Annotated in this window: 12 protein-coding genes; 5 read left to right on the forward strand and 7 right to left on the reverse strand. The window is 47.0% G+C overall.

The features are described from left to right. The first annotated feature begins 235 nt into the window (after positions 1-235). Entirely contained in the window at positions 236-1,027 is a 792-nt protein-coding gene (locus tag B2739_RS01070; RefSeq protein WP_331344028.1) for a carbohydrate-binding protein, read from the forward strand. 170 nt (positions 1,028-1,197) lie between these two features. Here B2739_RS01070 and B2739_RS01075 read toward each other — a convergent pair whose 3' ends face one another. Together B2739_RS01075 and B2739_RS01080 are read right to left on the reverse strand one after the other, a co-directional pair. After that, the gene (locus B2739_RS01075; protein ID WP_331344029.1) at positions 1,198-2,055 is read right to left on the reverse strand and encodes an AraC family transcriptional regulator; all 858 of its coding nucleotides are present in this window, start codon (positions 2,053-2,055) and stop codon (positions 1,198-1,200) included. A 328-nt stretch (positions 2,056-2,383) separates the two neighbouring features. Beyond that, positions 2,384-3,877, reverse strand: a complete 1,494-nt coding sequence (locus tag B2739_RS01080; protein WP_331344030.1) for an OmpA family protein — start codon at positions 3,875-3,877, stop codon at positions 2,384-2,386. Between the two features lie 180 nt (positions 3,878-4,057). Here B2739_RS01080 and B2739_RS01085 point away from each other — a divergent pair, with 180 nt between their 5' ends. The 3 genes from B2739_RS01085 to B2739_RS01095 are packed head-to-tail and all read left to right on the forward strand — an operon-like array spanning position 4,058 to position 6,322. Then, positions 4,058-4,888 carry a helix-turn-helix domain-containing protein gene (locus B2739_RS01085; RefSeq protein WP_331344031.1) on the forward strand — a complete coding sequence of 277 codons (831 nt, stop codon included), beginning with the start codon at positions 4,058-4,060 and terminating at the stop codon, positions 4,886-4,888. Between the two features lie 44 nt (positions 4,889-4,932). Continuing rightward, the gene (locus B2739_RS01090) at positions 4,933-5,379 is read left to right on the forward strand and encodes a carboxymuconolactone decarboxylase family protein (RefSeq protein WP_331344032.1); all 447 of its coding nucleotides are present in this window, start codon (positions 4,933-4,935) and stop codon (positions 5,377-5,379) included. Between the two features lie 25 nt (positions 5,380-5,404). Next, on the forward strand, positions 5,405-6,322 hold the full coding sequence (locus B2739_RS01095) for a TlpA family protein disulfide reductase (protein ID WP_331344033.1): 918 nt from the start codon (positions 5,405-5,407) through the stop codon (positions 6,320-6,322). A 169-nt stretch (positions 6,323-6,491) separates the two neighbouring features. Here B2739_RS01095 and B2739_RS01100 read toward each other — a convergent pair whose 3' ends face one another. The 5 genes from B2739_RS01100 to grpE form a co-directional block, all read right to left on the reverse strand. Further along, complete coding sequence (locus B2739_RS01100; protein WP_331344034.1) at positions 6,492-7,295, reverse strand: CPBP family intramembrane glutamic endopeptidase; 804 nt, start codon at positions 7,293-7,295, stop codon at positions 6,492-6,494. A gap of 81 nt (positions 7,296-7,376) precedes the next feature. Continuing rightward, the gene (locus B2739_RS01105) at positions 7,377-8,138 is read right to left on the reverse strand and encodes a hypothetical protein (RefSeq protein ID WP_331344035.1); all 762 of its coding nucleotides are present in this window, start codon (positions 8,136-8,138) and stop codon (positions 7,377-7,379) included. A gap of 74 nt (positions 8,139-8,212) precedes the next feature. After that, complete coding sequence (gene dnaJ / locus B2739_RS01110; protein WP_331344036.1) at positions 8,213-9,331, reverse strand: molecular chaperone DnaJ; 1,119 nt, start codon at positions 9,329-9,331, stop codon at positions 8,213-8,215. Positions 9,332-9,579: 248 nt separating this feature from the next. Next, positions 9,580-11,508: a molecular chaperone DnaK gene (gene dnaK, locus B2739_RS01115; protein WP_331344037.1), complete on the reverse strand. Its 1,929-nt coding sequence runs from the start codon at positions 11,506-11,508 to the stop codon at positions 9,580-9,582. A 226-nt stretch (positions 11,509-11,734) separates the two neighbouring features. Then, entirely contained in the window at positions 11,735-12,313 is a 579-nt protein-coding gene (gene grpE / locus B2739_RS01120; protein WP_331344038.1) for a nucleotide exchange factor GrpE, read from the reverse strand. Between the two features lie 454 nt (positions 12,314-12,767). On the opposite strand from grpE, the gene B2739_RS01125 reads away from it, so the two are divergent. Next, complete coding sequence (locus tag B2739_RS01125; protein WP_331344039.1) at positions 12,768-14,387, forward strand: methyl-accepting chemotaxis protein; 1,620 nt, start codon at positions 12,768-12,770, stop codon at positions 14,385-14,387. The last annotated feature ends 138 nt before the right edge of the window (positions 14,388-14,525 follow it).

Consider the following 14,525-nt stretch of genomic DNA (forward strand, 5'->3'; position numbering starts at 1 on the left):
ACACATCTGCAAAAAAACAAAAGCCCCCGCGAACAAAAAATTCGCTGGGGCTTTTTTGTGGGCACGCTGTTTGGTTTTCTATGAGCTGATAGAAAAGTATCTGTCTTGCATTCAAAAATACATTTTTGCTTCAACCAATCTTGGCAGAATCGACGCAGGATGACGGACGCTACCAATCAACAAGGATTATTTTTCACGTGAGCATCCCACAACTAACAATAATGTCGAGGTCAATATGAACCATCTTGTGAGCAAGGCAATCGGGCGGGCGCTTAAACGGCTGGCTGTTTTTGGGGTCGCACTGAGCGGCAGCTTTTTGTGTTTAAACGTGCAGGCCATTAGTTGTAACGGCATCGCCGAATGGAACAGCAGTACTGCGTATAACGGCGGTGCGCAGGTCAAACAAAATAATAAAGCTTACCAGGCACAGTGGTGGTCGCAGGGCCATAACCCGGCTAATTATTCCGGCCAGTGGCAAGAGTGGAAATTACTCGGCAGTTGCGATGCGGTGGCATCTTCTTCCAAAGCGGCATCCTCGGTAAAAAGTTCCAGTAAATCATCGCTGGCTTCGAGTAAATCGAGCAGCAAATCGTCTGTCGCATCTAGCAAATCAAGTTCGTCTGTTGCAGGTAATGATTGCGGCTCGGCGTGGTATCGCGCGAACCTGACCAACTATGAATCTTATCCTGCGCCCGGCAGTGACGAGTGTGTGATTTATAACGGCTGTTTGTGGAGCGGATATTTTTATGGGATTTCCGGTAAGCAACCAGAATCCTGGGTGATGTCAAATAATATTGCCGCCGTACATTTACAAGATTGGAATTGGCTCGGCCTTAAAACCCTGAATATACGTCAAGGTATAAAGCATCTTACTGTAAAAGTTTACGATGCTTGCGCCGATTCAGACTGCAATGGTTGTTGCACTGCCAACCTTGCAGGCGATGGTTATTTAATTGATTTGGAAAAATACACCATGCAACGCTTTGGTTCCGGCTCCGGCATTGTGGAATTCCAGGTGTGCAACTGATACAGAATCAAAAAAATTTAAATCCAATCACACGATTAATCTCCCCCGACCCCTCTTTGCCAAAGAGGGGAGTCAAGCTCCTCCCTTTGCAAAAGGGAGGTTGGGAGGGATTTAAACAGTAACACTGTCGTCATACCTGCGAACGCAGGTATCCATAAAACCATTCCAGGTTAATTATGTTGGTAGCTGCGTTTGAATTCGCGCGGCGTGCAGTGTTTTAGTTGCAAAAAACGGCGATTAAAATTGGAAATATTATTGAAACCACAGCGATAGCTGATAGTGGATACCGGAAAGTCCGTCGTCAGCAGCAATGAGCAGGCTTTTCCCACACGCAACTGGTTTACAAATTCAGTAAACGTTTGTTCAGTGCGCTGCTTAAAAAAACGGTGGAAATGATTGGTGCTCATGTGTGCAAGAGTGGCCATCTGTTCCGCACACAAATCGCTGGTGTAATGTTGATGAATATAAGCAATAACGCGGTCAATTTTTTCCGTCGCCGAATCAGCAACATTCGCTGGTGCATAACCATCGCTGGAAATCAACCGCGCGCTGGAGTCATCCAACATCAATTGCAAAATTTCCAATAGCCACAGCAGCCGCTGCATGGGTGAAGCATTCGCCATTGCCTCAAAACGCATACGACACTGCTGTGCAGTGGCCAAACCAAACGCTACACCGCGTTTACTTTTTGCAAGCAAATCACCAAGTGGTTTTAATTCCGGCATTTGTACTACGGCATCAATCCACTGCGTGGGCAATTGCGCCACATAAGTCAAATGCTGCCCCGGTGTAATTAATTCTTTGGAGTGCCAGGTGTGTGGCAACTTGGGGCCGAGTAAAACCAAATCGAGATCGCTGTAATTGGCAATATCATCGCCAATATAGCGTTGACCACGGCTATTGAGCGTGAGGCAAATTTCATATTCAGGGTGGTAGTGCCAATTGAAAGGAATTTCATCGAGTGCGTAGAGCCAATAACGCCATGAGGAGTTTTCGGTAGGCAAAACTTTTTCATACATAGGTTTCATGGCTGGCTCCAGAAACATGCAAGCAAATAATATCCGCGAGATGTGCGCATAAACATGATGTTAGTCGTACCAATCACGCCAGAGCTGCCAGGTTTTTTATTATGTTAAGCGTAAAGTTGTGACCGGGATTATCAGACCAGAATTTATTTAATATGGCAAGAAACAAGAATCACTTTTGAGCACAGAAAAAGGGAGTCGTCATCCCCGCTTGCGGGGATCCATAGGTTTTAAAGCAATCTCAAAAGCTGGACTCCCGCAAGCGGGAGTGACGACGAAAATATAAAAACAGTGTTTGCGCTGCAGGTATTTTTTCAAAGTCAATACAGCATCAACGCAAGCGTTTTACCAACTCAACACGACGATTCTTTTGTTTGCCCGCCTCGCTGGTGTTATTGCCCGCTGGTGCATAAGGGCCAACACCTTGCGCCTGTAAACGGTTGGCCGCAACCTGGTACTCTTTTATCAACGCCGCAACCACTGCATCTGCACGCTGCCTGGATAAAGTAACATTCGCAGCGCCATCACCGGTATCGTCGGTGTGACCTACCACGTAGAGCAATAAATCGGGATTGCGTTTTAACAATTCTGCAATCGCATCCAGTGTGGGTTTGGATTCGGTTTTAATTTCCGCTTTTCCGGTATCAAAATAAATTCCGTAAATCAGCGCTTTACCTTCTGCATCAATCTGCTGTTTTAATTCATCGGCATTAACGCTTACCAAACCGGTTTGTACTGCTTTTTCTTCGAGGATAATTTGCTGCAAGCCCACTTCATCTTCATAGCCACCAATAAAAATTGCAGCGTAAACATTGCCTGTCGGTAGGGATTTTTTCGCCAACAAGTAATAGGGCTTGCGATACCAGTTGTAGACACTTTCTTCCATTGAAACCTTGCCACCCAAATCACTCGCTTGTTTTTCTGTACCACACTGCTCCAATTCGCATTGGGAGATAAAACTAAAACCGGCAGTTGTCAGTGCAGCTTTGTAGTTCTCATACACTTTCAGTGTGGATACATTTTGCATAGTGTAACCATGTCTGGCCAAATCACCGGTGAGTTTCAGCGGGGTTTTGTCAGCGGCATTATTGGCAACAGGAATAGTGACTGTTTCGGTATCGACTTTATTGTGATTGCGTAATTTTGCCCCGGGATAACGTGGCAACATGGAATGGTCTTTTGCTTTTTCTTCTTCCGATAGTGGTGCAACTTCTGCAGTTGTAGCAGGTTTATTCGCATAGGCTTCATCGACTTTTACCAATCCGGTTTGCAGCGGTTCGGTTTCCACAATGACCTGTTGCAGACTGACGCTGTCTTCGTATGCACCCACAAACCAGGCGGCCAGAATTTTTCCTTTCGGTGTGTCTTTTTCACCTAACCAGTAGTAAGGATTGCGATAGTGGTTATACACATCGCCACGCACTGCGACTAATGAGCCCAATTCCCTTGCTTGTTTTTCATCGCCACAGGCATCCAATGCGCAGGAAAACAATTCCTTGAATCCCAACTGTTTAGCGGCGGCTAAATAATTTTCGTACACCTTCAAAGACGATACATTTTCCAGATCGTAGTTGTGCCAGTACACATCGCCAATGGCATCTACTTGGGTGAATTGCGGATCGTTTTGGCTGGTATCCACCACCGATGCTGGCAATGAAAATTTCTCATAGTCATACATTTGCGCTTGTTCAAGATCGGCATTGGGGTAAGCAGAAAATAAGGGATGATCTTCTTCCCAATCGGCATAGGCAGACTGCCCGACCAAAGCAGAGACCCCGATCAATGCGAGAAAAACAACTCCGAATGACAATACCCGACGCAACATAGCGACTCCTTTATCTCATGATATGTAAAATGTTTACTGAACCTGACTGCAAGCAAACCCGCAGACTAACGTGCAGGGCTGAATGTTTTATGAATGATGATATGAATGCCATCATAAACATCACAAATGCCTATTGGATGTAATATCCTTTGAACTCCATCAAACTTTCTGATGATCGTTATGGTTCCTTACCACCCGCAGTCTATCGCCAACGCGCCGTTTAACAGCCTGCAACACCTTGGCTTCCAGCGCTTTATGCCGCACCCGCGGTTACGCCCCTGGGTGCAATGCTATTGGATTGCGCAGCGCGATCAGCCCTCCAACCAGAGCCTGAGCGAAACAGTTTACCCCGATGCAGGCAGCAGTTTGGGGCTGGATTTCGCAGGTAGCGAACTGCCTGACATCCGCTTCAATGCCACCAAAACCGCCGGCAAAATGGTGTTTACCGGATCTATTCATCGCATAGGTATCCGCTTCCATCCCGGCGGGGCATTCCAATTGTTAGGGGTGGAAATGTCCGCGCTCGACCAGGACGAATTTTCTGCCGATGCGCTGGCCTTACCCGATATCGAACAACTTCAATACCAATTGGCGGAAGCGAGTGAGATCAGCCGGCGCTTAACCCTGATTGATACTTGGCTGCTGAAGCGTGCGAACATCACCCAAGCTGCAAATGGATTGGTGCAGCAATTATTGCCGCGCTTGATGCTCGCGCAGGAACCGATTGCGGATTTAAGCTCGCAACTGCCCATCAGCCTGCGCCAGCTGGAGCGAAAATTCCAAGTAGAAGTCGGTTTTAGCCCTGCACAAGTTAAACAATTGCACCGCATCAAACTCGCGCGCGCACTCATCAGCCAACGCCCCGACCAACCGCTGGTACAAATAGGTTTGGATGCCGGTTTTTATGACCAGGCGCACTTCATCCGCCAATTCCAAAAACTCACCAAATTAACCCCCAACCAATATCGCCTTAAAAAGATGTCGCAAAAATACAATCCAATGTCATCTTGATTCCGCAGGATGGACGCTCTTACCTATCTGGACAGGAGCACTTCATGCAACAGCGAATCAAGCAGCCCGACGTATACAAACTCCAACCCGCGATCCTAAAATCGCTAATTGATTTAGGCAACGCGGCTGCGGATGAGTTGGAACACTCATTAATCCATTTAGTGAAATTGCGTGCATCGCAAATCAATGGCTGTGCTTTTTGCCAACACATGCACGCCAACGAAGCGCGAAAAGATGGCGAACAACAACACCGTTTGGATGTTCTGCCTGCATGGCGAGAAGTGGCAATATTTTCCGCACGTGAACGCGCCGCATTGGCGTGGACCGAAGCACTCACACAACTTTCCACCCACAGCGTGAGCGATACCTGTTTTACTGAAGTGCGCGAGCATTTTAACGAAAAAGAAATCGTCAACCTGAGTGCGGCCATCGCAACCATTAATGCATGGAACCGCATCGCAATAGGGTTTAATTTTGCACCGAATTTTTAATTTTCATCCGCACAGGAGCTGCCTTATGCGTAAACATTACTGGCTATTGGTTTTATTCATATCGCTGTCAGCGAGTCTACACGCCAAGCCGTTACTATTGGAAAATCAGTATCAAATTTTTGAAGGGGAAAAAGCATCACTGCAAGCTGTGATTGGCGCAAAGCCCGTATATTTAAAATTCTGGGCAACCTGGTGCCTTGAATGCCGGCACGAACTGCCGAGCCTTGAACAGGCTTACCAAAAACATCGCGATCAAATCGCGATGTTTGCGGTAAACCTGAACATCAATGAAACCGATACAGCGATTAAAAAGTTACAGCAAAAACACCGGCTCACTATTCCTGTTCTCATGGACAATAACGGCACTATCGCAAGCAACTTTGTATTTAAGGGAACCCCATTTCACGTACTGATTAATCGCAAAGGGGAAGTGGTATACACAACCTATAAAGACGATGCACAACTTGCACAACAATTAGCGTTGTTAGCAAAAGATTCCGCAGCCGCCTCACAAGTAATAGACATCAACACTGCCGCTCAGAGCTCATCCAAGCCACTACCATCTGGCATATCCCTCGTCTATTTCTCTGCAACCTGGTGCGATTGGTACATGAAAGATATTCATCCGGAAATCAGCAACAATTGCATTTACGCACAGCGCGCTGTCGATAAGCTTTATCGCTCCACACCAGGCCTTCAGCTAAGTGCATACGTGACACATTTATGGACAGAAGCGAAGGATGTAGAAGAGTACAGCAAAAAATTCTCGCTGCCTTATAAAGTAACAATGGATGATAACAACAATGAATTCCGCCGCTTTAAAGCCAGCGGCTATCCAACATTGATTGTATTTAAAAATGGAATGGAAACGGCGCGTTTTACAGAGTTTGATCAGGGCGAAAATACATTCAACGCACTTAAACGCGCGCTTGAGAAACACTGAACCTGAAACCCCCATCTCGCAACATAGGCTCCAATAAAAAATGCCGCTGTTTACGGCGGCATTTTTAAAATCGCTTTTTTCAATCTACAGAAGCATTATCGCTGAAAAAGACTACAGCAAAAAAACAGAAATCATATAAATATGCGTAAAACACGATAACTCGCACTAACTATCCCAATGGATAAGTCAAAAACGAAAAGTGGATTTGGTTTACTAAAAAGTGCAGCGCAATCGGATAAACGATATTTTTTCCCAGCGTGTAGCTCAGCCCGTACAAAAATCCCGCCAGCGCATACACCCAAACAGCCGCACCGCTAAGCCCTGAATGGATTGCGACAAATACAAAGGTCACCAGCAGAAGCGGGATGATCTCTTGCAGTGCACGATTGGCGGCAACACTCGCAACTGCGTTGCGCAAGTTGTGTTGAAATAAAAAACGCAAAAACACTTCTTCCGCCACGCAGGTGATTAACAAACTCACCGCTGCAAATTGCAGGATTTGCTCAATAGGTTTGGGTTGCCACTGCAAACCCAACACCAAAATCGCAACACCGATTATGATTAGCGGAGCGAACACCACAAACAATGCAGAAATCCATTTATCCGCAACCCATTCATTGGCCATTCGTTTTGGCCAAAGCAAATACAACAATAAAAACCCGGCAATCCCTTTAGCAAAATCAACCGACAACTCATAGCGCGCAGGCTCTCCAGCATCGCCATCCAAACTCAACAACAACGGATACGAAAACCCTTGCGGCTCATAACTCGCCACCCAAAACGCCAGCGGCACCAACAATAAAAATAAACCTGTCTTAATCCAAGGGTTAAATTTTTCTTTGCGGAAAAACCACGCAAGAAATGCAACCCCCATCAAACCAATCGCATTCACCAACGGCAGCCAAGTAACAATGACCAACCCTATAACCAAAGCCGCCAATACCAAACTCAACATCAATTCTTTTTTATTCACAATTATTTTTCTTCAAGGTTCCGTAGGTTGGTGCTGAGCGCAGCGATGCCCAACACTTTTAGATATAAATTCACATATAAGTTAGAAATCCGTTAAAAACCCTATCAATTTTTCAAATTCAATTTTTTTGCCATTTGCAGTGAAACTACATCTACCTGTTTGCTGCGATATTTCGTAATCAAATCGTTTTCTATAAACATACTCCCACAAACCATTAACGTAGGTAAGATGATCTCTTGGGAAATCTAAAAACTTAATAATTACAGGCGACAAGCTCTCCAACAATAAATCAGCCACATCTTTTAGGAAGTAAATTTTTCCGCCCTTTCCATCGGAGAAAGTACCACACAAGAACTCCGGAACATCATACCCAGAAGCGTTTACAGCAGCGTCATACCAGTCAAATGCATACGGACCTCCAATAGCCTTTCCTTCAAGTTGTGTTCTGTTCTCAATATTGGAAATTATAGCCCCGCTCAGCTTATCAACATCAAAATGCGGCTCAAGAATCCCTCTAACTTTTTCAACAAAGATTTTGGCACCACTAACAGAGTCGAGAAGGCCATCACGAAACCATGTACTCGTTCCATCAAACCTAGCCCTATGATAAAAAGCGACCTGAACACTGGGACATTCAAAGTTCTTAACCCTTAAATACTCCCCCATTAGATCATTAAAATAATCCAGCTTTATAGCGAGCAATCCATCATATTCAGGCAAAAAGTCAGGCCAATTATTTTTATACATTTGTAGAATACTGCTTTTTTCTACACCATAAACTAACGCCAATGATCTCAGCGCATCATCTAACCCATCACAACTTAAGAAATTTTTATTTTCCATAATATAAAACCCATATCACGATCAAAACAAAAAAGCCGATTCTCTCGAATCGGCTTTTTAGATTTAAATATTATTTACTCACCAAAAAACTTCTTAACCCCATCGAACCAACTCGACTGTTTGGGCGAGTATTTTCCGCCTTTCATTGTCGCCTGGAATTCTTTGAGCAACTCTTTTTGTTTGCCGGTGAGGTTGACGGGTGTTTCCACTACAACGCGGCAGAGTAAATCACCTACGCCACCACCGCGTACTGGCGTTACACCTTTGCCGCGCAACTTGAACAGTTTTCCGGTCTGGGTTTCTGCCGGGACTTTTAATTTCACGCGGCCATCAAGCGTTGGCACTTCAAGCTCGCCGCCGAGTGCGGCATCGACAAAATCAATCGGGACTTCGCAATATAAATCGGCACCGTCACGCTTGAAAATATTGTGTTCGCGCACGTGGACTTGCACGTATAAATCGCCGCTTGGCCCGCCATCTGCTCCAGCTTCACCTTCGCCGGATAAGCGGATGCGGTCACCGGTATCCACACCTGCAGGCACTTTGACTTGCAAGGTTTTGGTTTCTTCTACACGGCCTTGGCCACTACAGGATTTACACGGATCAGAAATAATTGTGCCGCGCCCGCGACAAGTAGGGCAGGTTTGCTGCACAGAGAAGAAGCCCTGTTGCATGCGCACTTGTCCATGACCGCCGCAGGTAGTACAGCTCACAGGTTTACTGCCTGCTTTTGCACCGGAACCATCACAGGTTTTACAAGACACCAGGGTAGGCACCTTGATTTGTACGCTGGTGCCTTTGACGGCTTCTTCCAGATTTAATTCAAGGTTGTAGCGTAAATCGGAACCACGGCTTGGGCCGCCGCGACCACCGCGCCCGCCACCGAAAATATCACCGAATACATCGCCAAAAATATCGCTGAAATTATTAAAGCCAGCACCGCCGCCACCGCCCATGCCTGACTGGCCATCCACGCCAGCGTGACCAAAGCGATCATAAGCCGCGCGTTTTTGTTCGTCGGACAACACTTCGTAAGCCTCGTTGGCCTCCTTGAATTTTTCTTCCGCAGAGGGGTCATCCGGATTTCTGTCCGGGTGATATTTCATCGCCACACGACGGTAAGCTTTTTTCAATTCTGCTGCGTCTACATCTTTTTTGACGCCGAGCACTTCGTAGTAATCACGTTTTGCCATGGTGCTACCTTAACTGGAATTTCAGGTGATCAAGCGCCCCCTTTGGAAAAGGGGGGTTAGGGGGGATTTTTCTATTGTTCAATCCCTCCTTCGCCTCCCTTTTTCAAAGGGAGGAACTGACTCCCTTCTTGCGAGGCGTTGGTGCAATGGATTTGAAAAATCACTTCTAAAAAATATTTGCTTCTTACAAGACAAATGCGGGCAAGCCCGCATTTGTTGTTGTTACTTCCTGATTAGCGATCGAAAACTTATTTGTTGTCTTCTTTCACTTCTTCGAACTCAGCATCCACTACGCCGTCATCGGCTGCTTTGCTGTTGCCGCCCGCTTGTTGTGCACCAGCGTTAGCACCAGCAGCTTGTTGCTCAGCATACAGTTTTTGCGCCAGTGAACTGGAAGCTTCTGTCAACTTGGTGGTAGCTGCTTCGATTTTTGCCAGATCGTCTGACTTGGCAACATCGCGCGCTTCGGTTAACGCAGCTTCGATTGCAGATTTTTCTTCTGCAGTCGCTTTGTCTCCGGCTTCTTTCACCGTTTTTTCCGTAGCGTGAATCAAACCTTCCAACGTGTTGCGTGCGGTAACCACTTCTGCGAACTTGCGATCGGATTCGGCATTGGCTTCCGCATCCTTAATCATTTTCTGGATTTCTTCATCACTCAAACCAGAAGATGCTTTAATCACAATGGATTGCTCTTTGCCAGTAGCTTTGTCTTTCGCGCTTACGTTCAAAATACCATTAGCATCGATATCAAAAGTCACTTCAATTTGTGGCATACCGCGTTGCGCTGGTGGAATATCGCTCAGATCAAAACGACCGAGTGATTTATTTTGCGCCGCTTGTTTGCGCTCACCTTGCACTACGTGAATCGTTACCGCCGTTTGGTTGTCATCCGCTGTCGAGAAAATTTGCGATTTCTTGGTAGGAATCGTGGTATTTTTGTCGATCAACGGTGTGGCAACACCACCCATTGTTTCAATACCCAGCGTTAATGGAGTCACGTCCAACAACAATACGTTGGTGGTATCGCCCGACAATACCGAACCTTGAATTGCCGCACCGATTGCAACTGCTTCGTCCGGGTTTACATCTTTACGCGCTTCTTTACCAAAGAAATCGGCAACCGCTTTTTGCACTAATGGCATACGGGTTTGACCGCCCACCAGAATTACATCGTCAATTTCACTGATGGATTTACCAGAGTCTTTAATAGCTTGCTTCACCGGCTCCAACGATTTGGTCACCAGATCTTCAACCAAAGATTCCAACTTGGCGCGAGTCAGTTTTACCACCAAGTGTTTTGGACCGCTTGCATCAGCAGTGATGTACGGCAAGTTCACTTCTGTTTGCTGGCTGGATGACAATTCGATCTTGGCTTTCTCTGCCGCTTCTTTCAAACGTTGCAATGCCAGTGGGTCATTGTGCAGATCGATACCGGTATCTTTCTTGAAGGTTTCCGCCAGGAATTCAATCAAGCGCATATCGAAGTCTTCACCACCGAGGAAAGTATCGCCGTTGGTTGAAAGCACTTCGAATTGATGTTCGCCATCTACGTCTGCAATTTCGATGATCGAAATATCGAAGGTACCACCGCCCAAGTCGTATACCGCGATAGTGCGATCGCCCACGCCTTTATCCAAACCGTAAGCCAGTGCTGCAGCAGTAGGTTCGTTGATAATACGTTTTACATCCAGACCCGCGATGCGACCGGCATCTTTGGTGGCTTGACGCTGTGAATCGTTGAAGTAAGCCGGAACGGTAATTACCGCTTCGGTCACTGTCTCGCCGAGATAATCTTCAGCGGTTTTTTTCATCTTCTTCAATACTTCAGCAGAAATTTGTGGCGGTGCTTTTTTATCGCCTTTCACTTCTACCCATGCATCACCATTATCAGCAGCGACGATTTTGTAGGGCACCATTTTGATGTCCTTCTGTACAACGTCGTCTTTGAATTTGCGACCGATCAAACGTTTTACCGCGAACAATGTATTGTGCGGGTTAGTGACAGCCTGACGCTTGGCGGATTGACCCACCAGAATTTCATCGTCGCTAGTGAATGCAATAATCGATGGCGTAGTGCGATCGCCTTCGGCATTTTCGATCACTTTTGGCTTGCCGCCTTCAAGTACAGAGACGCAAGAGTTGGTAGTACCCAAGTCGATGCCGATAATTTTACCCATGGTGTTGCTCCTGAAAAATTCTATTTGTTGCTGGGTGCATAGCACTGCCATGCACCGGATGTTAATGACTGGTATGAATCGCTTGCCCTAATCGCGCTCACATAAATGTTTTGCGCTTTCGATTGCAGTTGATTTCTATATTGGCGCGCGGCATTTGAATTCAAGTGTCACGCTAAAAAAAATCTGTACGAAACTTGCGCAACCACGTAATCACATCAACCGTTGGTTATGGCGCTTTGGAAACCACAACCATTGCGGGCCGCACCAAACGACCATGCAGGGTGTAACCTTTTTGGAAACAGTTGATTACGGTATTAGGCTCAACATCGGGATTTGGTACTGCTGAAACCGCCTGATGTAAATTAGGATCAAAAGGTTCACCTACCGGATCGACTGCAATCACTTGATGACGGGCAAGCGCATCGACAAATGATTTATGCGTGAGCTGGATGCCTTCCACAATTGCAGTCAAGACCTCATTACCCGCATCAATAGAAGCAAGCGCGCGCTCCAGGTTATCAACCACAGGCAGCAAATCATTCACCATTTTTTCCAAGCCAAACTTGTGCGCTTTTTCCACATCTTGCTCCGCGCGACGGCGGGCATTTTGCGCATCGGCTTGGGCGCGCAAAACTTGCTCTTTAGCAGACTCATAACCGGCGGCCAGAGTAGCCAGCTGGGCTTGCAGTGCTTCAATGCTGATGTCTGATGCTTGCGCTTCCGCTTGTGTTTGCTCGGTCACTTCCTCTGCCGGATTCTGCGGCTCAGTAGTGTTTTGGATATCGGTATAGTCTTGGGTTGACACGTTAATCTCTCCCATCACAGGTTGCACGGTACCGGCCAGATGATTGGCACAAATCCCGCTTTAATAACTGTGTGGCTATATGGGGCTAGCGGCGGCGGATTCAAGTTTTCCACCAAAGTTTTTCCCGCCACTGCCGATAGCAAAAAGGAATGGCAACGGTTAAATACCAAGGATCCGCCACTACTTACTTTTGGGAAATTGGTTCTACACCCAAATTAACCTTGTTACAGCCATGATCATCCGCTAGATGCAACCGCGCTATAGCGGCCTGGATTTGCGCGCCTTTGGTGCAAAAAATGAAGATTGACGCGCCAAGCCAGCGCGCAAGCTTATTTGGATTTACATGGACGCAAACGCTTGCCTTATGAAGCAAAAAATCATTTGACAACGTTGTCTTATGAGCATAAGGTCAGCGATCTAACTGTTCACAACTTAGCCACAGCCAGGGGGCACAATGTCACTGCGCGTCAAAATCTGGATCCTTTCCGCTCAAATCTTTGTTGGTTTGCTGGGAATCATGCTGATCGGCCTTTATACCGTTCGCTATTCCAGTGAAAAAGACAACGCCGCCCGCGTCGAGCAATTACTCAATAGTACCTACGCTACTGTCATCCAAATGGAGCAAATGGCTGCCCGTGGCGAGATGGATGATGAGACCGCAAAAAAAATCGCCACGACCTTGTTGCGCAATAATATCTATCACAAGTCGGAATACGTTTACGTTGCCGACGAGAAGCTTAACTTTGTTGCCGCGCCTCTCGACCCGCAAATCCACGGCACCAGCTTTCATGAGTTCCGCGACGGCAAAGGCCAGAGCGTTGGTGAAATATTGCAAAGGGCTGTAGAGAAAGCCAATGGCCAACTCGCGCGTTACAACTGGACCCAGAAACAACCTGACGGCTCCATTGAAGAAAAGTTATCGATCGCCAAACTGTCGCCGCGCTGGAACTGGGTGGTAGGCACCGGGATTGGATTTAATGAAGTGAATGCACGTTTCTGGGAAACCGCAAAATGGCAACTGACCATCTGCATGCTGGTAATGCTGGCGATTGTTGTTCCTGTGGTGGTTTTTGCACGCAAACTTGATAGCGGACTGGGTGCCGAGTTAAAAGAGGTGTTGACGCTGGTGCGTGCTGTTGCCGGTGGCGACTTGACCGAACGCAATGTACACAATGCGCCGGAAGACAGTATTTATGGCTCGGTAGTACGCATGCGTCATGCGCTGCGCGAAGTGATTGGTGGAATTTCGCAAATGGTGTCGCGCCTGCATTCCATCAGCGATGACATTGTCCATAAAGCGGAAACCAGCACGGCAATGGCCGAAGACCAAAGTGTTAATACCATCAAAATTGCATCCTCTGCCGAAGAATTTAATATGCAGACCAAAGATGCCATGCAGCAAGCCAAAGTGGCAACCAACCAAACTGACCACGCCTCCAAAACCGCAAACCAAGGTCAAAAACTGATTTCCAGTGCGGTCAAAAGTTTTGTGGAGATCGACAACAGCGTGATCCAAACCCAGGGCAGCATTGATGACCTTGCCAACCGGATCAACAGCATTTCAGCCGTTATCTCGGTGATTAGCGAAGTCGCCAACCAAACCAACTTGCTTGCCCTTAATGCCGCGATTGAAGCAGCGCGCGCAGGTGAACAAGGGCGCGGTTTTGCGGTAGTAGCCGATGAGGTTCGCCAACTTGCGCAACGCACCACGCAGGCGACTACCGAGATCAGCGACACCATTACCGCCGTACAAAACTCCAGCCGTGTCGCCAAACAAAATATGGATGACATGGTGGTGCAGTTAAAAGAAGGCATCAGCCAAACCCGTCAGGGTGGGGAAATTGTCGAAAGCGTACGCCTTGAGACTGATGAAGTTGCCAAGATGGTGGCGCATATCGGCAACTCGCTGATTGAGCACGTACAAGCCAGCAGTTTGATCCTCGAATACGTAAGCCATGTTGAGCAATCATCGCTAGGCACCAAAGACGCTGCGCGCGGTACCTTGCTGGCATCGCAACAAATCCGCGATGCCTCTGACGAACTCAACCGCCAACTGGAAGGTTTCCGCTTGTAATCATCTGCTGCAGCCGATTTTTCACGCGCCTGCAGCTTGCTACACCAGCAAAACATACTGTATAAATAGCCAGACATTTTGTTGAACGAAATGTCTGGCTTTTTTATTGGCGCATTCGTCCAGTGCGTAGCACAACTC

Source organism: Cellvibrio sp. UBA7661, from assembly GCA_002483365.1.
Taxonomy (GTDB): Bacteria; Pseudomonadota; Gammaproteobacteria; order Pseudomonadales; family Cellvibrionaceae; genus Cellvibrio.